Source organism: Streptomyces hokutonensis, from assembly GCF_000376565.1.
GTDB classification, from domain to species: Bacteria; Actinomycetota; Actinomycetes; order Streptomycetales; family Streptomycetaceae; genus Streptomyces; species Streptomyces hokutonensis.
In genome coordinates this window covers 1-19,521 of the sequence record NZ_BARG01000087.1, presented here as the reverse complement: position 1 = coordinate 19,521, position 19,521 = coordinate 1, and the positions used below count along the sequence as shown (strand labels likewise).

The window sequence follows — 19,521 nt, the reverse complement described above, 5'->3', positions numbered from 1 at the left end:
CCTTCACAGCTCCCTGTCAGCGGCCGTTGAAGGCGTCCTTCAACCGGGAGAACAATCCCTGCTGCCCGGGCTGGAACTGCCCGAGAGGCCGTTCCTCGCCGCGTAGTTTCGCCAGTTCCCTGAGGAGGCGTTCCTGCTCGACGTCGAGCTTGGTCGGGGTGGTGACCTCGACGTGCACGATGAGGTCGCCCCGGCCGCCGCCGCGCAGATGCGTGATGCCCCTGCTGTGCAGCGGGATCGACTGGCCGGACTGGGTGCCCGGGCGGATGTCGACCTCCTCCATGCCGTCCAGCGTCTCCAACGGCACCTTCGTGCCGAGGGACGCCGCCGTCATCGGGATCGTCACCGTGCAGTGCAGATCGTCGCCGCGCCGCTGGAACGTGGAGTGCGGCAGCTCGTGGATCTCGACGTACAGGTCACCGGCGGGGCCACCGCCGGGGCCGACCTCGCCCTCGCCCGCGAGCTGGATCCGCGTGCCGTTGTCCACACCGGCCGGGATCTTCACCGTGAGCGTGCGCCGCGAGCGGACGCGGCCGTCACCGGCGCACTCCGGGCACGGCGTCGGCACGACGGTGCCGAAGCCCTGGCACTGCGGGCACGGACGGGACGTCATGACCTGGCCCAGGAAGGACCGGGTCACCTGCGACACCTCACCGCGACCGCGGCACATGTCGCAGGTCTGCGCGGAGGTGCCGGGGGCGGCGCCCTCGCCGTTGCAGGTGCCGCAGACGACGGCCGTGTCGACCTGGATGTCCTTCGTGGTGCCGAAGGCCGCCTCGTCCAGCTCGATCTCGAGGCGGATCATGGCGTCCTGGCCGCGGCGGGTGCGCGAGCGCGGTCCGCGCTGCGACGCCGTGCCGAAGAACGCGTCCATGATGTCCGAGAAGTTCCCGAAGCCGCCCGCGCCGAAGCCGCCGGCTCCGCCGCCGCCCGCCTGCGAGAGGGGGTCGCCGCCGAGGTCGTAGACCTGCTTCTTCTGCGGGTCCGAGAGCACCTCGTAGGCGGCGTTGATCTCCTTGAACCGCTCCTGGGTCTTCGGATCCGGATTCACGTCCGGGTGCAGCTCGCGCGCGAGCCGGCGGAAGGCCTTCTTGATCTCATCCTGCGACGCGTCGCGACGCACGCCGAGAACGGCGTAGTAGTCCGTGGCCACTTAGGACTCCGCCAGGATCTGTCCGACGTACCGTGCCACTGCGCGTACCGCTCCCATCGTTCCCGGGTAATCCATGCGGGTCGGTCCGACCACGCCGAGCTTGGCGACTGCCTCGCCGCCCGAACCGTAGCCGACCGACACCACCGACGTGGAGTTGAGTCCCTCGTAGGCGTTCTCGTGACCGATCCGTACGGTCATGCCCGAATCCCCCGCCTCACCAAGCAACTTGAGGAGGACGACCTGCTCCTCCAGGGCTTCCAGGATGGGGCGGATGGTGAGGGGAAAGTCATGTCCGAAGCGGGTGAGATTGGCGGTGCCGCCGATCATCAGCCGCTCCTCGGTCTCCTCGACGAGGGTCTCCAGGAGGGTGGAGAGCACCGTCGCGACCGTGCCGCGGTCCTCGTTCTCGAAGGCCTCCGGCAGGTCCTGCACGAGCTGCGGCACGTCCGCGAAGCGGCGGCCGGCGATCCTGCTGTTGAGCCGCGCGCGTAGATCCGCGAGCGAGGACTCCCCGAAGGGGGCCGGGCAGTCCACCATGCGCTGCTCGACCCGCCCGGTGTCGGTGATCAGCACGAGCATCACGCGCGCGGGGGCCAGCGACAGCAGCTCCACGTGGCGGACGGTCGAGCGGGTCAGCGAGGGGTACTGCACGACGGCGACCTGCCGGGTGAGCTGCGCGAGCAGCCGGACCGTACGGCCCACCACGTCGTCGAGGTCGACCGCGCCGTCGAGGAAGTTCTGGATGGCCTTGCGCTCGGGGCCGGTCATCGGCTTGACGCCGGCGAGCTTGTCGACGAACAGGCGGTAGCCCTTGTCCGTCGGGATGCGGCCGGCGCTGGTGTGCGGCTGGGCGATGTACCCCTCGTCCTCCAGGGCCGCCATGTCGTTGCGCACGGTCGCCGGGGAGACGCCGAGGCTGTGCCGCTCGGTGAGCGCCTTGGACCCGACCGGCTCCTCGGTGCCGACATAGTCCTGGACGATGGCGCGCAGTACCTGAAGCCTGCGTTCGCTGAGCATCGCGCACACCTCCAGTTCTGGTCGCCGTTTTGTTACCGGGCTGCCCTTTCCTGGCACTCTGTGCGCGCGAGTGCCAGCGTTCCCCGGCCCAGTGTACGGCCGTGGGGTACACCCCGGGCAAGGCCGGTCCTGCGATGTCACGCCGTGGGGTGCCCTCACCGTTAGCGTCGCCGTATGACGGTGACTTGGGAAGAGGCGGGGTGGGAGCGGCTGGCCGCCGGGGTGGGCCGGTGCCGGCTGCCTGGCTGGGACTGCACGGTCGGTCTGGTCGTCGGGGAGGGTTCGGCGCTGATGATCGACGCCGGGTCGAGTCTCGCGGAGGGCGCGAGGTTGCGTACGGAGGCGCGGGCGCTCGCCGGGCGCCCTGTGACTCGTCTCGCGCTCACCCACCCCCACTTCGACCATGTCTTCGGGGCGGCGGAGTTCGCGGACGCGGAGGTGTTCGGGGCGGCGGGCATGGAGCGGGTATTGGCGGACGAGCGGGACGCACTCCGTGGGGACGCGGTCGAAAACGGCCTCCACGCGCGCGTGGCCGACGAGGCGGTGGCCACCCTGGTGCATCCCCGTCACCTGGTGTCGGACGAGCGGACCCTGCTCCTGGGCGGCGACCGGCAGGCCCTGCTGGTGAACGTGGGCCCGGGCCACACGTCCCACGATCTCGCGGTCGTCGTCCAAGGCGTGCCGGGCTCCCCGCCTGTCGTCTTCTGCGGCGACCTGGTCGAGGAGTCCGGCGAACCCCAGGCGGGCCCCGACGCCGTACCGTCGCACTGGCCGGCCGCCCTGGACCGCCTCCTCGACCTGGGTGGCGAGGACGCGGTGTACGTGCCCGGTCACGGAGCGGTGGTGGACGCGGGGTTCGTGCGGGCCCAACGGGACGCGTTGGCAACGCGTTTCGGCGTGTCGTGAGGAGGGTCGGCCCGGTTCTCCTATCGTCATCCGAATGCGCCAGTACTCCGCCGACCTGACCCCGCCGTGGAAGAAGCCCAAGCCGGTACCCGAGGTCCCGGCGGATCCCGGCCTGGTGGTCGAGGAGCCGGGCACCGGTTTCTGCGGCGCGGTGGTCCGCTGCGAGGCCGGCACGGTCACCCTGGAGGACCGCTTCGGCAAGCACCGGGTGTTCCCCCTGGAGCCGCGCGGTTTCCTTCTGGAGGGCCGCGTGGTCACCCTGGTCAGGCCTGTGTCGAGTCCGCTACGGCCCACCCGTACGGCATCCGGTTCGGTCGCCGTCCCCGGTGCACGCGCGCGCGTGGCCCGCGCCGGGCGGATCTACGTCGAGGGCCGGCACGACGCCGAGCTCGTCGAGCGGGTGTGGGGCGACGACCTGCGCATCGAGGGTGTGGTGGTCGAGTACCTGGAGGGCGTCGACGACCTGCCGGCCATCGTGGACGAGTTCGCCCCCGGCCCGGACGCGCGGCTGGGCATCCTGGTGGACCACTTGGTGCCGGGCACCAAGGAGTGGCGCATCGCCCAGTCGGTCACCAGCGAGCACGCCCTCGTCGTCGGCCACCCCTACATCGACATCTGGGAGGCCGTGAAACCGTCCTCCGTGGGCATCACCGCCTGGCCCCGGGTCCCGCACGGGCAGGACTGGAAGACGGGGGTGTGCCGGGCCCTGGGTTGGCCGGAAAACACCGGTGCGGTGTGGCAGGCGATTCTGGCCAAGGTCCAGTCCTACAAGGATCTTGAGCCGGAACTGCTGGGGCGGGTGGAGGAGTTGATCGACTTCGTCACGGCGCCCGGCGAGGCCTGACGGGTCCGGTCAGTCCACCAGGTCCCGCACCACGGCGTCGGCCAGCAGCCGGCCGCGCAGGGTGAGCACGGCGCGTCCCTCGTCGTAGGGCCGCTGCTGCAGCAGTCCGTCGGTGAGGGCCCGGCGGGAGGCTTTGAGGCCGTCCTCGTGGAGCAGGTCCAGTGGGGCGCCCTCGCGGAGCCGTAGCTCCAGGAGGATGCGTTCCACGCGGCGGTCCTCCTCGGAAAGGATCTCGCGCCCCGCGCCGGGCGACCGTCCGGCCGCCAGGGCGCCCGCGTACGCGCCCGGGTGCTTCACGTTCCACCACCGCACTCCGCCGACGTGCGAGTGCGCTCCGGGCCCCGCGCCCCACCAGTCGGCGCCGCGCCAGTAGAGCTCGTTGTGGAGACAACGGCCGGATTTCGATGTCGCCCAGTTGGAGACCTCGTACCAGTCGAAGCCCGCGGCGGACATCACTTCGTCCGCGATCAGATAGCGGTCCGCGTGGACGTCGTCGTCCGTCATCGGGACCTCGCCGCGGCGGATCCGGCGGGCGAGCTGGGTGCCCTCCTCGACGATCAGGGCGTAGGCGCTGATGTGGTCGGGGCCCGCGCCGAGGGCGGCGTCGAGGGAGGCCCGCCAGTCGTCGTCGGTCTCGCCGGGGGTGCCGTAGATGAGGTCGAGGTTGACGTGTTCGAAGCCGGCCGCGCGGGCTTCGGCGACGCAGGCCTCGGGCCGGCCCGGGGTGTGGGTGCGGTCGAGGACCTTCAGTACGTGCTGTTTCGCGCTCTGCATGCCGAAGGAGACGCGGTTGAAGCCGCCGTCGCGGAGGGCCGCGAGGTAGGCGGGGTCGACCGACTCCGGGTTGGCCTCGGTGGTGATCTCCGCGTCGTCGGCCAGGCCGAACTCGTCCCGGATCGCGCCCAGCATCCGGACGAGGTCGCCCGCCGCGAGCAGCGTGGGTGTGCCGCCGCCGACGAAGACCGTGCGCACCGGGCGCGGGTCGTCGCCGAGGACCTTGCGGGCCAGGCGGACCTCGTCGATCAGGGTGTCCGCGTAGTTGTCGCGGGAGGCCAGCACTCCGCCCGTGCCGCGCAGCTCGGTCGCCGTGTAGGTGTTGAAGTCGCAGTAGCCGCAGCGGGTCGCGCAGTACGGGACGTGCAGATAGAACCCGAGGGGGCGGCCGGCGGCCCCGGCGAGCGCCTGCGCGGGCAGGGCGCCGTCGTCGGGGACGGGATCACCGTCGGGGAGTGCGGAAGGCATGTCCTCCATTGTCCAGCACCGGTACGACTGTCCGCTCCGCCCGGAGCACCGGCAGCGCCGGGTCGTCCTCCGGCGGCCGGCCGCCGGACTCGTGCACCAGGCGTTCGATGCGCTCGTCGCTCACCCCCGCGCACCCCACGAGCGCCGTCGCCGCCGTCGATCCGAACCAGCGCCCGGCCACCCGTCCACCACCCGCACAACCGGCTACGGCTACCCCACCTGCCCCGCCTGAAGCACCAGCAACGCCAGATCATCCTCCGGCGGACGCCCCCCCGAACTCGTGCACCAACCACTTGATCAGCCCGGCGCGCAGCCCCGCGCACCCGGCAAGCGCGATCGCGAGGCCATCGCCGTCGTCGAACCGGCACCCGGCACCCATCCACCACCCGCACAACCGGCTACCCCACCCCGCCCACCGACTCCGCCTGAAGCACCAGCAACGCCAAGTCGTCCTCCGGCGGACGCCCCCGAACTCATGCACCAACCACTTGATCAGCCCGGCGCGCAGCCCCGCTGACCAGGCAAGCGCGATCGCGAGGCCATCGCCGTCGTCGAACCGGCACCCGGCACCCATCCACCACCCGCACAACCGGCTACTCCACCCGCCCCGCCGACTCCGCCTGAAGCACCAGCAACGCCAGGTCGTCCTCCGGCGGACGCCCCCCGAACTCGTGCACCAGCCGTTTGATCCGCTCCGCGATCAGCTCGGCGCTCAGGCCCGCGCAGCCGGTGAGTGCGGTCGCGAGGCCGTCGCCGTCGTCGAACTGGATGGAGCCGGAGCGGCGCTCGGTCACGCCGTCGGTGACGCACAACAGGCTGTCGCCGGGGCGTAGTTCGAAGGTCTCGCTGGTGTAGGTGACGTCTTCGATGACGCCGAGGAGGGTCTGGGGGCGGGCGGCCGTGGCGACGGTGCCGTCCGGGCCGAGGAGCAGGGGCAGCGGGTGGCCGGCGGAGGCGAGGGTGCAGCGGACGCCGCCGTCGAAGGGGACCAGTTCGCCGTAGAGGAGGGAGAGGAAGCGGGGGCCGTCGCCGACCGGGCCGGGCATGCCGCCCGCGGCGACCAGGGCGTGGGCCGCCGCGTCGGCCGCTTCCGTGGCGTCGTCGAGGAGGAGCTGGTTGAGGCGGTCGAGGACGTCGGCGACGCCGTAGCCCTCGCGGGCGAGCAGGCGCAGCCAGGGGCGGGCGAGGCCGATCACCACGGCGGCCTCGGGGCCCTTGCCCTGGACGTCGCCGAGGGCGAAGCACCAGCGGCCGTCGCCGGCCGGGAAGAGGTCGTAGAAGTCGCCGCTGGGGCCGCCCTTGTCGCACGGCTCGTAGACGAGGGCGCTGTGGACGCCGGGGATCTCGGCGACGGCGCCGGGCAGCAGGCCGCGCTGGAGGACGCGGCTGATGGTGGCCTGGCGGGCGTACTGGCGGGCCGCGCCGATCGCCAGCGCTACCCGGCGGCTGAGGTCCTCGACCAGGCCGGTGACCTCGTCGGGGAAGCACGGCAGCCCGGACCGTCCGATGACGAGCGTGCCGAGCGGACGGCCGCCCGCGATCAGCCGGTACGCGAGCGCCGCGCCGTGGGTGCCGTGCGGGCCGAGGGAGTCGCCGGGCCAGGGGTAGGGCGCGGGCCGCAGTGAGTCCTGCGGGCGGGGCGGGTGCTTCTCCAGGGCGCCGCGCAGTTCCTCGATGCGGTTCTCGCTGCCGTGCCAGACCCGGGCGAGACGCGGTCCGGCGCCGGCCCCGGCATCCTCGCCCCAGCCGCCGCGGCCCATCGACTCGTCCTCCAGCCATACGGCGCACCAGTCGGCCAGTCTCGGCACGATCAGCTGTCCGGCGAGCGCGGCGACCAGGTCCTCGTCGAGCTGTCCGGCGAGGAGGTCGGAGGCCTCGGCGAGGAAGGAGAGGGCGCCGCGGCCGAGCCAGTCGCGGTCGCGTTCGGCGCGCCGGGGTTCGGGGGCGAGGATCTCGGCGACGCGCAGGCCTCGTTCACCGCCGTACGCCTCCAACTCCTCGTCGGCCGGGCTGCCTTCGGCGGGCAGCCGGGCCCACACGGTCTTGGTTCCGGTGCGGTAGGTGACGCCCCAGGCCTCGGCGAGCGTGGAGACAAGCCGCAGTCCGCGCCCGAACTCCGGTGTCTCGTAAGCGGGTTCACCACTGTTGTCGCGCGGGGCGCGGGAGGGGTGGTGGTCGGCGACCTCCACGACGACGGACCGGGTGTCCTCAAGACGGCAGACCAACTCGACGTCCGTGCCCGCGTGCACGACGGCGTTGGTGACGAGTTCGCTGACGACGACCATCGCGTCGTCGGCGAGCCGGTCGGTGAGGTGTTCGGTGCCGGGCAGGGCGAGTTCGGTCCATTCGCGGAGCGCGGCGCGGACCAGGCCGCGGGCGGAGCCGGGCGCGAGGGGGCTTCCGGAGAGCGTGGCGCGCATGGTCGTGCGCGGGTCCGCGCCGTGGTGCGCGGGCGCGTCGGGAGCACGCGAAGTGGTCTCCCGTTGCGTCGGAATTGCCCCCATGCACAGCTCCCCGAGCAGATCGGACGAATTCGCCTCGGTCGATGCGGACAGAGTGACAGACTGACCGCGGCCATAAGCGCCGAGTTACCGAAGTGGGCCGCCATGAGTGAGAACAGTGCTACGCGTGTGCTCGAAGACGGACACAAAGAGGACTGGATCCGAGCATCGGACCTCCGCCCTCTGCTCGCCGTGATGACGGCGGCCCGGGACGGCGACTTCACGAAGGCGCCGGAGACGGGTCACGGCCTGGTGGCCGAACTGACCGCCGCCTTCAACCAGATCATGGACCGCAGCACCCATTTCAACTCCGAGACGCAGCGCGTCAAACGGGAGCTGATCCGCCACGGCCGCCTCGACGAGCGCCTCTCGGCCAGCCCCGGCCAGGGCGGCTGGACCTCCCGCGTCAACGACGTCAACCAGCTCCTCGACGCCCTGGTCGCCCCGGCCGCCAACGCGACCCGGGTCCTGGACGCGGTGGCGGGCGGCGATCTGACCCAGCGGGTCGATCTGCACGACGGCAGCAGGCAGTTGCGCGGTGATCTACGGCGGCTGGGCCGCACGGTGAACAAGATGGTGGACCAACTCTCCCTGTTCACCGGCGAGGTGACCCGGGTCGCCCGCGAGGTGGGCACCGAGGGCAGGCTCGGCGGACGCGCCAAGGTGCAGGGCCTGTCGGGCAGTTGGCGGGACGTGACCGAGGCGGTCAACACGATGGCGTCCCGGCTGACCGCGCAGGTGCGGGACATCGCCCTCGTCACCACGGCGGTGGCGCGCGGCGACCTGACCCGTACCGTCACCGTCGAGGCGACCGGCGAACTGCTCGAACTGAAGCTCACCGTGAACACGATGGTCGACCAGCTCTCCGCGTTCGCCGACGAGGTGACACGCGTGGCCCGCGAGGTCGGCACCGAGGGCCAGTTGGGCGGCCGGGCACAGGTGCGGGGCGTGTCCGGGGTGTGGAAGGACCTCACCGACAACGTCAACTTCATGGCGTCGAACCTGACTTCGCAGGTCCGCAACATCGCCCAGGTGACGACCGCTGTGGCGAACGGCGACCTTTCGCAGAAGATCACGGTCGACGCCCAGGGCGAGATCCTCGAACTGAAGTCGACCATCAACACGATGGTCGACCAGCTCTCCGCCTTCGCGGACGAGGTCACACGCGTGGCGCGCGAGGTCGGCACGGAGGGCAACCTCGGCGGACGCGCGCAGGTGCGAGGGGTCTCCGGGGTCTGGAAGGACCTCACGGACAACGTCAACTTCATGGCGGACAACCTGACTTCGCAGGTCCGCAACATCGCGCTGGTGTCGACGGCTGTGGCGCAGGGCGACCTCGGCAAGAAGATCACGGTGGAGGCGAAGGGCGAGATCCTGGAGCTGAAGTCGACCATCAACACGATGGTGGACCAGCTCTCCGCCTTCGCGGACGAAGTGACGCGCGTGGCGCGCGAGGTCGGTACGGAGGGCAACCTCGGCGGGCAGGCGCAGGTGCGGGGCGTCAGCGGGGTCTGGAAGGACCTGACGGACAACGTCAACTTCATGGCCCTGAACCTGACTTCGCAGGTGCGGAACATCGCCCAAGTGACGACCGCCGTGGCCAACGGCGACCTGTCGAAGAAGATCACCGTCGACGCGCGCGGCGAGATCCTCGAACTGAAGGACACCGTCAACACGATGGTGGAGCAGCTGCGCGCCTTCGCCGACGAGGTCACGCGTGTCGCCCGCGAGGTCGGCACCGACGGCCGACTCGGCGGCCGGGCCCAGGTGTTGGGCGTCTCCGGCGTCTGGCGCGACCTGACCGACAACGTCAACTACATGGCCGACAACCTGACTTCACAGGTCCGGAACATCGCGCAGGTCGCGACGGCGGTGGCGCAGGGCGACCTGTCGAAGAAGATCGACGTGGACGCGCGCGGCGAGATCCTTGAGCTGAAGACCACCATCAACACGATGGTCGACACCCTCTCCTCCTTCTCCTCCGAGGTCACCCGGGTCGCCCGCGAGGTCGGCTCCGAGGGCCAACTCGGCGGCCAGGCACGGGTGGAGGGCGTCTACGGCACCTGGAAGCGCCTGACGACCAATGTGAACGAACTCGCGCTCAACCTGACCACGCAGGTCCGCGCGATCGCCGAGGTGGCCTCCGCGGTGGCGCAGGGCGACATGTCCCGCTCGATCACGGTGGAGACCCAGGGCGAGGTCACCGAGCTCAAGGACAACATCAACCTGATGGTGGCCAACCTCCGCGAGACGACCCGCGCGAAGGACTGGCTGGAGTCCAACCTGGCCCGGCTCGCCGCGCTGATGCAGGGGCACCGGGACCTGATGGAGGTCGCCGACCTGATCCTGCGCGAGCTGACACCGCTGGTGAACGCGCAGTACGGGGCGTTCTTCCTGGCCGATCCCGACGAGGACAGTCTGCGAACGGCCATCCCCGCCAAGGGACTTGCCTTTATCGCCGGGTACGGATCGGCGCAGGGCGCGACCGTGGACACGGGCGGGATGCCGGTGCACGGTCTGGTGCGGCAGGCGGCGCGGGAGAAGAAGCGGATCCTGGTCGAGGAGGCCCCGCCGGACTACATCAAGATCAACAGCGGGCTCGGGGAAGCCGCCCCGGCGAGCGTGGTGATCATCCCGATCATCTTCGAGGACAAGCTCCTCGGCGTGATCGAACTGGCCTCGTTCTCCCGCTTCTCCGACGTCCACCTCGCGTTCTTCGACCAGTTCGTGAACACCATCGGCGTGGCGATCAACACCATCATCGCGAACTCCCGCACGGAGTCCCTGCTCGGCGAGTCCCAGCGGCTCGCGATGCAGTTGCAGGAACGTTCGGACGAACTCCAGAAGCAGCAGGCCGAGTTGCAGCGCTCCAACGCCGAACTGGAGGAGAAGGCGGCCCTGTTGGCCACCAGCTCCCAGTACAAGTCGGAGTTCCTGGCCAACATGAGCCACGAGCTGCGCACCCCGCTCAACTCGCTGCTGATCCTGGCCCGGCTGCTCTCCGACAACCCGGACGGCCATCTCTCCGACCAGGAAGTGCAGTTCGCGACCACGATCCACCGCTCCGGCTCGGACCTCCTCCAGCTCATCAACGACATCCTCGACCTCTCGAAGATCGAGGCCGGCCGGATGGACGTACGCCCCAAGCGCCTCCCCCTCATCAAGCTCCTCGACTACGTCCACGCCACGTTCCGCCCGCTCACCCTGGACCGGGGGCTCGCCTTCGAGGTCTCGGTCGGCGAGGACGTACCGCGCGAGATGTGGTCGGACGAGCAGCGGCTCCAGCAGATCCTGCGCAACCTGCTGTCCAACGCCATCAAGTTCACCGCCACCGGCCGGGTCGAACTCCGCGTCAACCGGGTCAAGGACCCCGACCACCGCTACTCCCACGACAGCGACGAGGTCATCGCGTTCGCCGTCTCCGACACCGGCATCGGGATCGCCGCCGAGAAACTCCCGGTGATCTTCGAGGCGTTCCAGCAGGCCGACGGCACCACCAACCGCAAGTACGGCGGTACGGGCCTCGGCCTGTCGATCAGCCGGGAGATCGCCGGGCTGCTCGGCGGCCGTATCGTCGCGGAGAGCGAGCCGGGCAGCGGCTCGACCTTCACGCTGTACGTCCCCGTCGTCAGCCCCGGCCACGCGGCGACCGGGCGAACCACCGAGGACCAGGAACTGCCCACGGCGGCCGAGCAGTTGTCGTCCGAGGCGTTCACCGGGCACGAGGTGGACGACTCCTGGCCGACGCCCACCAAACTGGAGGCGTGGAAGGCCGGCCGGGCCGGTCAAGTGCTGCCGGGGCGGCGGGTGTTGATCGTCGACGACGACATCCGCAACGTCTTCGCCCTCACCCATGTCCTGGGCCGTGTCGGCATGCCGGTGCTCTACGCGGAGAACGGCCGCGAGGGCATCGAGACCCTGGAGCGCAATCCCGACGTCGAACTCGTGCTGATGGACATCATGATGCCGGAGATGGACGGCTACGAGACCATAGCCGCCATCCGCCGCGCCCCGCGCTGGACCGGCCTGCCCATCGTCGCGCTCACCGCCAAGGCGATGCCCGGCGACCGGGAGAAGTCCATCGCGCGGGGCGCCAACGACTACGTACCCAAGCCGGTGGACGTGGACCAGCTGCTGACCGTCGTCTGCGCCCTCCTGGACCCCGAGGCCGAGACGGACATCGCGGGGACGGACGCGGGTACAGGGGAGACGGCGATACCGCCGACGACTGAGTGAGGGCAGTCATCATGAGCGCTGAGGCAACGACCGACGAGCGCGCGAGCATCCTCCTGGTCGACGACATGGAGGACAACCTGCTCGCGCTGGAGGCCGTCCTGGGGTCCCTCAACGAGCCACTGGTACGCGCTCGTTCGGGCGAGGAGGCGATGAAGGCGCTGCTGCGGCAGCGCTTCGCCGTCGTCCTGCTGGACATCCGCATGCCGGGCATGGACGGGTTCGAGACCGCGGCCAACATCAAACGGCTCGACCAGACCAAGGACGTACCGATCATCTTCCTGACCGGCAGCGACTCGGACGCGGGGTACGCGTTCCGCGGCTACGCCACGGGGGCCGCCGACTACCTGACCAAGCCGTTCGATCCGTGGGTGCTGCGGGCGAAGGTGACCGTCTTCCTCGAACTGCACCGCAAGAACCAGCTGTTGGAGCGGATGCTGGCCCGGGAGCAGGGGCAGTTCGAGGAACTGGCCTCGCGGCTCAAGGAGATCGAGACGCAGATGGCCGCCAGCACGGTGGACGAAGTGCGCGAACTGGGCAACCAGGTAAGACAGATGGAGCAGCTGGTACAGAACATGCGCCGGGGGCACAGCCGTTAGGACCGTGCCCCCGGGTGACAACAACCGCTACGCCTCGCGTGACCCCGCGTACATCTCGTCGATCAGGTGCTTGTACTCGCGTTCCACCACCGGGCGCTTGAGCTTGAGGCTCGGGGTGATCTCGCCGTGTTCCACGTCGAGGTCGCGCGGGAGGAGGCGGAACTTCTTGATGGTCTGCCAGCGCTGGAGGCCCTCGTTGAGCTCCTTGACGTAGGCCTCGACCATGGCGACCGTCGCGGGGGCGGCGACGACCTCGGCGTAGGACCTGCCTTCGAGGCCGTTCTCCTTCGCCCAGTCCAGGATGGACGGTTCGTCGAGGGCGATGAGCGCGGTGCAGAAGTTCCGGTCGGCGCCGTGCACCAGGATGTTGGAGACGTACGGGCAGACGGCCTTGAACTGGCCCTCGACCTCGCTGGGCGCGATGTACTTGCCGCCGGACGTCTTGATGAGGTCCTTCTTGCGGTCGGTGATGCGCAGATAGCCGTCCGGGGACAGCTCGCCGATGTCGCCGGTGTGGAACCAGCCGTCCGCCTCCAGGACCTCGGCGGTCTTCTCGGGCAGCCCGTGGTAGCCCTCCATGATGCCGGGGCCGCGCAGCAGGATCTCGCCGTCGTCCGCGATGCGCACCTCCGTGCCGGGCAGCGGCTTGCCGACCGTGCCGGTGCGGTAGGCCTCGCCCGGATTCACGAAGGAGGCCGCGGAGGACTCGGTCAGGCCGTAGCCCTCGAGGATGTGGATGCCGGCGCCGGCGAAGAAGTAGCCGATGTCGGGCGAGAGCGCGGCGCTTCCCGACACACAGGCGCGCAGCTTGCCGCCGAAGGCCTCGCGGATCTTCGCGTAGACCAGCGCGTCGGCCACCTTGTGCTTCGCGGCGAGACCGAAGGGCGCGGTGGCCGTACCGGTGCGGCGGAAGTTGTCCTGGGTGACCTTGGCGTACTCGCGGGCGACCTCCGCCGCCCACTGGAAGATCTTGTACTTGGCCGCGCCACCGGCCCGCGCCTTGGCCGCGACCCCGTTGTAGACCTTCTCGAAGATGCGCGGAACGGCCGCCATGTACGTCGGCTGCACGATCGGCAGCTGCTCGATGATCTTCTCGGGCCTGCCGTCCACGGCGGTGACATGCCCGATCTCGATGTGGCCGGACGTGAGCACCTTGCCGAAGACGTGCGCCAGCGGCAGCCACAGGTACTGGACGTCCTCGGGGCCGAGCAGCCCGGTCGCGGCGATGGCCTTCGCGAGGTAGGACCAGTTGTCGTGCGGGAGCCGGACGCCCTTGGGGCGGCCGGTGGTGCCGGAGGTGTAGATGATCGTCGCGAGCTGGTCCTTGGTGATGCCCGCGATCCGCTCCTTGATCAGATCCGGGTTCTTCTCCAGGTACGCGGCACCGCGCTGCTCCAGCTCGGCCAGGCTCAGCACCCAGTCGCCGGTCTCCGCGGTGTCGACGCCGGCCGGGTCGATGACCACGACATGCGTCAGCTCGGGCAGCTCGGCGCGCTTCTCCACGGCCTTGGCGAGCTGCGTCGCGTCCTCCGCGATCAGGACCTTGCTCCCGGAGTCGGCGAGGATGAACGTCGACTCGTCCGCGTTGGTCTGCGGATAGACCGTGGTCGTGGCGGCGCCGGCGCACATGATGCCCAGGTCGGCGAGGATCCACTCGATCCGGGTGGCGGACGCGAGCGCGACGCGCTGCTCGGGCTGTACGCCCAGTTCGATCAGACCGGCCGCGATCGCGAAGACCCGCTCGGCGGCCTGCGCCCAGCTCAGCGACTTCCAGTCGTCGGGGCCCTCGCCGGAGGCCGCGGGCACCGGGTGACGGTAGGCCTCGGTATCCGGCGTGGCCGCCACTCGCTCCAGGAAGAGGCCCGCGACGGACGGCGGACGGTTCTCGATCAGGGTCTGTGTGTCGCTCACGACATCCTCCGGGGGCCCGCGACGGTGCGGCTGGCTCAGTGCTACGGCTGTTGTTTAACTCGCGAGTAACCATCGAGCAGTGATCAGAGTAAGGCGCGACCGGCCGGTGCGTAAGGGGCGGCGGACTGTCGCTTCCTACAGAGCCAGGACGCGGGGCCCGCCGCGCCACAGCACGACGGGCCCCGGGGTCGCCTCGGTTTGCTCCGGAATTCCGATGTATGGGACCGCTACTTCTTGCCCTTGGCGCCGCCACCGCTGTCGTCACTGGACAGCACCGCGATGAACGCCTCCTGCGGAACCTCCACGGAACCCACCATCTTCATCCGCTTCTTGCCCTCCTTCTGCTTCTCCAGCAGCTTCCGCTTCCGCGAGATGTCACCGCCGTAGCACTTGGCGAGGACGTCCTTGCGGATGGCGCGGATCGTCTCGCGGGCGATGACCCGGGAGCCGACGGCCGCCTGGATGGGCACCTCGAAGGCCTGCCGCGGGATCAGCTCCCGCAGCTTGGCGACCAGCCGCACGCCGTACGAGTACGCCGCGTCCTTGTGCGTGATCGCCGAGAAGGCGTCCACCTTGTCGCCGTGCAGCAGGATGTCGACCTTGACCAGACTGGAGGCCACCTCACCGGTGGGCTCGTAGTCCAGCGAGGCATAACCGCGGGTCTTCGACTTCAGCTGGTCGAAGAAGTCGAAGACGATCTCCGCGAGGGGCAGGGTGTAGCGGATCTCCACCCGGTCCTCGGAGAGGTAGTCCATGCCGAGCAGGGTGCCGCGCCGGGTCTGGCACAGCTCCATGATCGAACCGATGAACTCCGACGGCGCCAGGATCGTCGCGCGCACGACGGGCTCGTAGACCTTGTCGATCTTCCCCTCGGGGAACTCGCTCGGGTTGGTGACGACATGCTCGCTGCCGTCCTCCATCTCGACGCGGTACACCACGTTCGGCGCGGTCGCGATGAGGTCGAGGCCGAACTCGCGCTCCAGCCGCTCCCGGATCACGTCCAGGTGCAGCAGCCCGAGGAAGCCGACGCGGAAACCGAAGCCCAGCGCCGCCGAGGTCTCCGGCTCGTACACCAAAGCGGCGTCGTTGAGCTGGAGCTTGTCGAGCGCGTCGCGCAGCTCCGGGTAGTCGGACCCGTCCAGCGGATACAGCCCCGAGAAGACCATCGGCTTGGGGTCCTTGTAACCACCGAGCGCCTCGGTCGCCCCCTTGTTCAGGGTGGTGATGGTGTCACCGACCTTGGACTGCCGGACGTCCTTCACACCCGTGATCAGATAGCCGACCTCGCCGACCCCGAGCCCGTCGGCCCCGAGCATCTCCGGCGAGTTCGTACCGATCTCCAGCAGCTCGTGCGTGGCGTTCGTCGACATCATCCGGATCCGCTCACGCTTGTTGAGCTGTCCGTCGATGACCCGGATGTACGTCACGACACCGCGGTAGGAGTCGTAGACCGAGTCGAAGATCATGGCGCGGGCGGGCGCGTCCGCGTTGCCGACCGGCGCCGGGACCTCCTTGACGACCTTGTTCAGCAGCGCGTCGACACCGAGCCCGGTCTTGGCGGAGACCCTGAGAACGTCCTCGGGGTCGCAGCCGACCAGGTTCGCCAGCTCCTCCGCGAACTTCTCGGGCTGCGCGGCCGGCAGGTCGATCTTGTTCAGTACGGGGATGATCGTGAGGTCGTTCTCCATCGCCAGGTAGAGGTTGGCGAGGGTCTGGGCCTCGATGCCCTGGGCGGCGTCCACCAGCAGCACGGTGCCCTCGCAGGCGGCGAGCGACCGCGAGACCTCGTACGTGAAGTCGACGTGCCCCGGGGTGTCGATCATGTTGAGGATGTGGGTGGTGCCCTCGTCGCCCCCGTCGGTGGGGGCCCACGGCAGACGCACCGCCTGGGACTTGATCGTGATGCCGCGCTCGCGCTCGATGTCCATGCGGTCGAGGTACTGAGCACGCATCTGCCGCTGGTCGACCACTCCGGTCAGCTGGAGCATCCGGTCGGCTAGCGTGGACTTGCCGTGGTCGATGTGCGCGATGATGCAGAAATTGCGGATCAGCGCCGGGTCGGTACGGCTCGGCTCGGGCACATGGCTGGGGATCGCGGGCACGCAGGGTCCTGATTCTTGAGGCGTCCGCAGTGTCTGCGGTCTCGGGTCGGATCGATACGTAGGCTCCATGGTCCCACGCGTGGGAGGTGCGGTCCGGTTTGGGCCGGTGCGAGACGGTAACCGGTGGCGCCGCGGGAGCCCGTTTGGGTGGGTCGGCTGGCTGCTGGTAGCCTGGGTGGCTGTGTCTCCTGCCCTCTCAGCACGAGACACACCCCAAGAAAAATCATCGGCCCGGGACCCGTGCGGCCCCGTGCCAGAACCTGCAAAGGCTCATTCGTGGCGAACATCAAGTCCCAGATCAAGCGGATCAAGACCAACGAGAAGGCTCGGCTGCGCAACAAGGCCGTCAAGTCCTCCCTGAAGACCGCGATCCGCAAGGCCCGCGAGGCCGCTGCCGCGGGTGACGTCGAGAAGGCCACCGAGTACCAGCGCGCTGCCGCGCGTCAGCTCGACAAGGCCGTCTCGAAGGGCGTCATCCACAAGAACCAGGCCGCCAACAAGAAGTCGGCGCTTGCTTCCAAGGTCACCGCGCTCAAGGGCTGATCCTTCCGCACTTGCCTCGGCCCGCGCTCGCGCGGACCGGACCAGTAGCAATCCGCCGTGAGGACAACGTCGAGCCCTCTACCTCGATTCACGGACAGACATCGTGGTCGCCACGCCACGTACAGTGCCCCCGGACCCACTTCGGGGGCATTGCTGTATCCGCCCACAAGTGCCGGCCTGCGGGTGCCGGCCGGGGGTCCGCCGTCCGCCAATTCCTGCCGCTCTCCGAAGGGCAGGGGGTCAGGACTGTCCCCGGGACCGAGCGGCCCGGGCGATCGTGACGACCGCCTTCTCCAACGCGTACTCCGGATCGTCCCCACCACCCTTCACTCCCGCGTCCGCCTCGGCCACCGCCCGCAGCGCGACGGAGACCGCGTCCGGTGTCCAGCCCCGCATCTGCTGCCGCACCCGGTCGATCTTCCAGGGCGGCATCCCCAGCTCACGCGCCAGATCCGCCGGCCGCCCGCCACGCGCCGACGACAGCTTCCCGATCGCCCGCACGCCCTGCGCCAGCGCACTGGTGATCAGCACCGGCGCCACCCCGGTGGACAGCGACCACCGCAGCGCCTCCAGCGCCTCCGCCGCCCGGCCCTCCACGGCCCGGTCCGCGACCGTGAAGCTCGACGCCTCGGCCCGCCCCGTGTAGTACCGCCCGACGACCGCCTCGTCGATGGTCCCCTCGACATCGGCGACCAACTGGGAGACGGCGGACGCCAGCTCCCGCAGATCGCTGCCGATGGAGTCGACGAGCGCCTGGCAGGCCTCCGGCGTGGCCGATCTCCCGGTCGCCCGGAACTCGCTCCGCACGAAGGCCAGCCGGTCCGCCGGCTTCGTCATCTTGGGACAGGCCACCTCCCGCGCACCCGCCTTGCGCGCGGCATCGAGCAGCCCTTTGCCCTTGACCCCGCCCGCGTGCAGCAGCACCAGGGTGATCTCCTCGGCGGGCGCCCCGAGATACCCCTTCACGTCCTTGATCGTGTCGGCCGACAGATCCTGCGCGTTGCGTACGACCACGACCTTGCGCTCCGCGAAGAGCGACGGGCTGGTCAACTCGGCGAGGGTGCCGGGCTGCAGCTGGTCCGAGGTCAGGTCACGTACGTCCGTGTCGGCGTCGGCGGCCCTGGCGGCGGCCACCACCTCCTGCACGGCACGGTCGAGCAGGAGGTCCTCCTGGCCCACGGCAAGCGTCACAGGGGCGAGAGGGTCGTCATTCGCAGTCTTCTTGGCCATCTCGTAAAGCATCGCACGCGGCACTGACAACGGGGGGTGGGTGCGGGTGAGGGCGGTGGGGGCGGGTGCTGTCGGCCGCGCGTGGGTTCGTGACCGTTACGGCTCCTCTACGGCTCCTCGCGCCAGCCGTCCCACTCCCCCGCGAACGCGTCCAGCTCACCGGGGTCGAGCCGTCCGCGCTCGTCCCGCAGCACCAGCAGCCACTGCGCGTCCTCGGCATCGTCCTCGCCGGCCAGCGCGTCCCGCACCAACTGCGGTTCCTCGTCGAGGGCGAACCGCTCCCCCAGCACCTCCGCCGCCTCCTCGGCCGCGTCACGGTCGGGCAGCACCAGCACATGTCTCACATCGCTCACGAGGACATGTTCCGGTACGACAACCCCCTCACGCGAACTCACGCACCGCCGGCACCGACCCCAGCTCGATCCCGAACCGCTCCCGGTACACCGCCAACACCTCCTCGTCCGTTGCCAGTTCACGCACGTCCCGGGTCCCGTCCGGCGCCGTCACCGTCAGGCCGCGACCGCTGAGCGTGATCCTCCCTCCGTCCTCCGTGATCCGCGAGCAGACCAGTGACCGGGTGAAGTGCGACCCGGGCGAAGTGCTGTGCCACCACGCCCCGGCCACGAAGTCACCGAGCACCCGGGGCCGCACCTCCAGCCGGTACTCGGGCTTTCCGTTCCGGACCACGTCCAGATCCGTCTCCGCCACGTCCCCGTCACCGGCTGACACGGCGACCCTGAACGTGCCGCCGGGATCCTCCTGTTCACCCCGTTCCTCATAGGCCAGCGGATAGTGGCTGTGCGTCCCGAACCCCACGTCGGCCAGCCACACGCTCCCCTCCACCGTCCGCACCCGCAGCGCGAGGTGGTCGTACGGGATTCCCAGGCGCCCGCCGTCCCCGTACACCCGCGCCGACAGCAGCGCGACCTCGAACCCCAGCGCGGCGAGCAACGCGCCGAACAGTCCGTTCAGTTCGTAGCAGAACCCGCCCCTGCCCCCGCCCACGACCTTGTCCAGCAGCCGCTTCTCCTCCAGCACGATCTCCTCTCCCAGATGAATCGACAGATTCTCGAACGGCACGGTCTGCAGATGGCGCAGATGCAACTCGCGAAGAACGTCGGCGGTGGGCAGCGCGGGGCGCGGGACTCCCAGCCGGCGGAGGTAGGCATCGACCTGTGCGGGATTCATTTCTCCAGTCTCACGCGGACTGCGGCTCGGCGCCTGTGCCGCTGGGCTCGAC

At 70.0% G+C, this 19,521-nt stretch carries 15 protein-coding genes; 6 read left to right on the top strand and 9 right to left on the bottom strand.

What is annotated here, in order from left to right:
- Positions 1 to 16: 16 nt before the first annotated feature.
- Together dnaJ and hrcA are read right to left on the bottom strand one after the other, a co-directional pair.
- On the bottom strand, positions 17 to 1,153 hold the full coding sequence (dnaJ, locus tag SSP08S_RS44265) for a molecular chaperone DnaJ (RefSeq protein ID WP_019074082.1): 1,137 nt from the start codon (positions 1,151 to 1,153) through the stop codon (positions 17 to 19).
- On the bottom strand, positions 1,154 to 2,170 hold the full coding sequence (hrcA, locus tag SSP08S_RS44260; RefSeq protein WP_019074081.1) for a heat-inducible transcriptional repressor HrcA: 1,017 nt from the start codon (positions 2,168 to 2,170) through the stop codon (positions 1,154 to 1,156).
- Between the two features lie 174 nt (positions 2,171 to 2,344).
- On the opposite strand from hrcA, the gene SSP08S_RS44255 reads away from it, so the two are divergent.
- Both SSP08S_RS44255 and SSP08S_RS44250 read left to right on the top strand, forming a co-directional pair.
- The gene (locus SSP08S_RS44255) at positions 2,345 to 3,076 is read left to right on the top strand and encodes an MBL fold metallo-hydrolase (RefSeq protein WP_019074080.1); all 732 of its coding nucleotides are present in this window, start codon (positions 2,345 to 2,347) and stop codon (positions 3,074 to 3,076) included.
- 34 nt (positions 3,077 to 3,110) lie between these two features.
- Positions 3,111 to 3,920 (top strand): DUF3097 domain-containing protein, encoded by an 810-nt coding sequence (locus SSP08S_RS44250; protein ID WP_019074079.1) that lies wholly within the window; start codon positions 3,111 to 3,113, stop codon positions 3,918 to 3,920.
- Positions 3,921 to 3,929: 9 nt separating this feature from the next.
- On the opposite strand, the gene hemW is transcribed toward SSP08S_RS44250, so the two are convergent.
- On the bottom strand, positions 3,930 to 5,162 hold the full coding sequence (hemW, locus tag SSP08S_RS44245; RefSeq protein WP_019074078.1) for a radical SAM family heme chaperone HemW: 1,233 nt from the start codon (positions 5,160 to 5,162) through the stop codon (positions 3,930 to 3,932).
- Between hemW and SSP08S_RS62160 the strand changes: the two genes are divergently transcribed.
- Positions 5,161 to 5,394, top strand: coding sequence for a hypothetical protein (locus tag SSP08S_RS62160; RefSeq protein WP_158697296.1), 234 nt, complete (start codon positions 5,161 to 5,163; stop codon positions 5,392 to 5,394). The genes hemW and SSP08S_RS62160 overlap by 2 nt on opposite strands.
- Positions 5,395 to 5,755: 361 nt before the next feature.
- On the opposite strand, the gene SSP08S_RS44230 is transcribed toward SSP08S_RS62160, so the two are convergent.
- Positions 5,756 to 7,666, bottom strand: coding sequence for a SpoIIE family protein phosphatase (locus SSP08S_RS44230; RefSeq protein WP_026179362.1), 1,911 nt, complete (start codon positions 7,664 to 7,666; stop codon positions 5,756 to 5,758).
- Between the two features lie 102 nt (positions 7,667 to 7,768).
- Between SSP08S_RS44230 and SSP08S_RS44225 the strand changes: the two genes are divergently transcribed.
- Positions 7,769 to 11,899, top strand: a complete 4,131-nt coding sequence (locus SSP08S_RS44225) for a HAMP domain-containing protein (RefSeq protein WP_026179361.1) — start codon at positions 7,769 to 7,771, stop codon at positions 11,897 to 11,899.
- Between the two features lie 11 nt (positions 11,900 to 11,910).
- Positions 11,911 to 12,495, top strand: a complete 585-nt coding sequence (locus SSP08S_RS44220; protein ID WP_019074073.1) for a response regulator — start codon at positions 11,911 to 11,913, stop codon at positions 12,493 to 12,495.
- Between the two features lie 27 nt (positions 12,496 to 12,522).
- Here the strand turns inward: SSP08S_RS44220 and SSP08S_RS44215 are convergent, their stop codons facing one another.
- Together SSP08S_RS44215 and lepA are read right to left on the bottom strand one after the other, a co-directional pair.
- Positions 12,523 to 14,406, bottom strand: coding sequence for an AMP-dependent synthetase/ligase (locus tag SSP08S_RS44215; RefSeq protein WP_019074072.1), 1,884 nt, complete (start codon positions 14,404 to 14,406; stop codon positions 12,523 to 12,525).
- Positions 14,407 to 14,633: 227 nt separating this feature from the next.
- Positions 14,634 to 16,508: a translation elongation factor 4 gene (gene lepA / locus SSP08S_RS44210; RefSeq protein WP_019074071.1), complete on the bottom strand. Its 1,875-nt coding sequence runs from the start codon at positions 16,506 to 16,508 to the stop codon at positions 14,634 to 14,636.
- Between the two features lie 276 nt (positions 16,509 to 16,784).
- On the opposite strand from lepA, the gene rpsT reads away from it, so the two are divergent.
- The gene (rpsT, locus tag SSP08S_RS44205; protein WP_019074070.1) at positions 16,785 to 17,051 is read left to right on the top strand and encodes a 30S ribosomal protein S20; all 267 of its coding nucleotides are present in this window, start codon (positions 16,785 to 16,787) and stop codon (positions 17,049 to 17,051) included.
- 240 nt (positions 17,052 to 17,291) lie between these two features.
- Here rpsT and holA read toward each other — a convergent pair whose 3' ends face one another.
- From holA to SSP08S_RS44190, 3 genes are all read right to left on the bottom strand, one after another.
- Entirely contained in the window at positions 17,292 to 18,281 is a 990-nt protein-coding gene (gene holA, locus SSP08S_RS44200; protein ID WP_200812020.1) for a DNA polymerase III subunit delta, read from the bottom strand.
- Positions 18,282 to 18,388: 107 nt separating this feature from the next.
- Complete coding sequence (locus tag SSP08S_RS44195) at positions 18,389 to 18,634, bottom strand: hypothetical protein (protein ID WP_043260243.1); 246 nt, start codon at positions 18,632 to 18,634, stop codon at positions 18,389 to 18,391.
- A gap of 28 nt (positions 18,635 to 18,662) precedes the next feature.
- Complete coding sequence (locus tag SSP08S_RS44190) at positions 18,663 to 19,469, bottom strand: arylamine N-acetyltransferase family protein (protein ID WP_019074067.1); 807 nt, start codon at positions 19,467 to 19,469, stop codon at positions 18,663 to 18,665.
- Positions 19,470 to 19,521: the final 52 nt, after the last annotated feature.

What these genes read in the sequence shown, in the direction of transcription:
- hrcA (WP_019074081.1), bottom strand. Translation starts at nt 2,170, where the DNA reads ATGCTCAGCGAACGCAGGCTTCAGGTACTGCGCGCCATCGTCCAGGAC.
- SSP08S_RS44255 (WP_019074080.1), top strand. Translation starts at nt 2,345, where the DNA reads ATGACGGTGACTTGGGAAGAGGCGGGGTGGGAGCGGCTGGCCGCCGGG.
- SSP08S_RS44250 (WP_019074079.1), top strand. Translation starts at nt 3,111, where the DNA reads ATGCGCCAGTACTCCGCCGACCTGACCCCGCCGTGGAAGAAGCCCAAG.
- SSP08S_RS62160 (WP_158697296.1), top strand. Translation starts at nt 5,161, where the DNA reads ATGTCCTCCATTGTCCAGCACCGGTACGACTGTCCGCTCCGCCCGGAG.
- hemW (WP_019074078.1), bottom strand. Translation starts at nt 5,162, where the DNA reads ATGCCTTCCGCACTCCCCGACGGTGATCCCGTCCCCGACGACGGCGCC.
- SSP08S_RS44230 (WP_026179362.1), bottom strand. Translation starts at nt 7,666, where the DNA reads ATGGGGGCAATTCCGACGCAACGGGAGACCACTTCGCGTGCTCCCGAC.
- SSP08S_RS44225 (WP_026179361.1), top strand. Translation starts at nt 7,769, where the DNA reads ATGAGTGAGAACAGTGCTACGCGTGTGCTCGAAGACGGACACAAAGAG.
- SSP08S_RS44220 (WP_019074073.1), top strand. Translation starts at nt 11,911, where the DNA reads ATGAGCGCTGAGGCAACGACCGACGAGCGCGCGAGCATCCTCCTGGTC.
- holA (WP_200812020.1), bottom strand. Translation starts at nt 18,281, where the DNA reads ATGGCCAAGAAGACTGCGAATGACGACCCTCTCGCCCCTGTGACGCTT.
- SSP08S_RS44190 (WP_019074067.1), bottom strand. Translation starts at nt 19,469, where the DNA reads ATGAATCCCGCACAGGTCGATGCCTACCTCCGCCGGCTGGGAGTCCCG.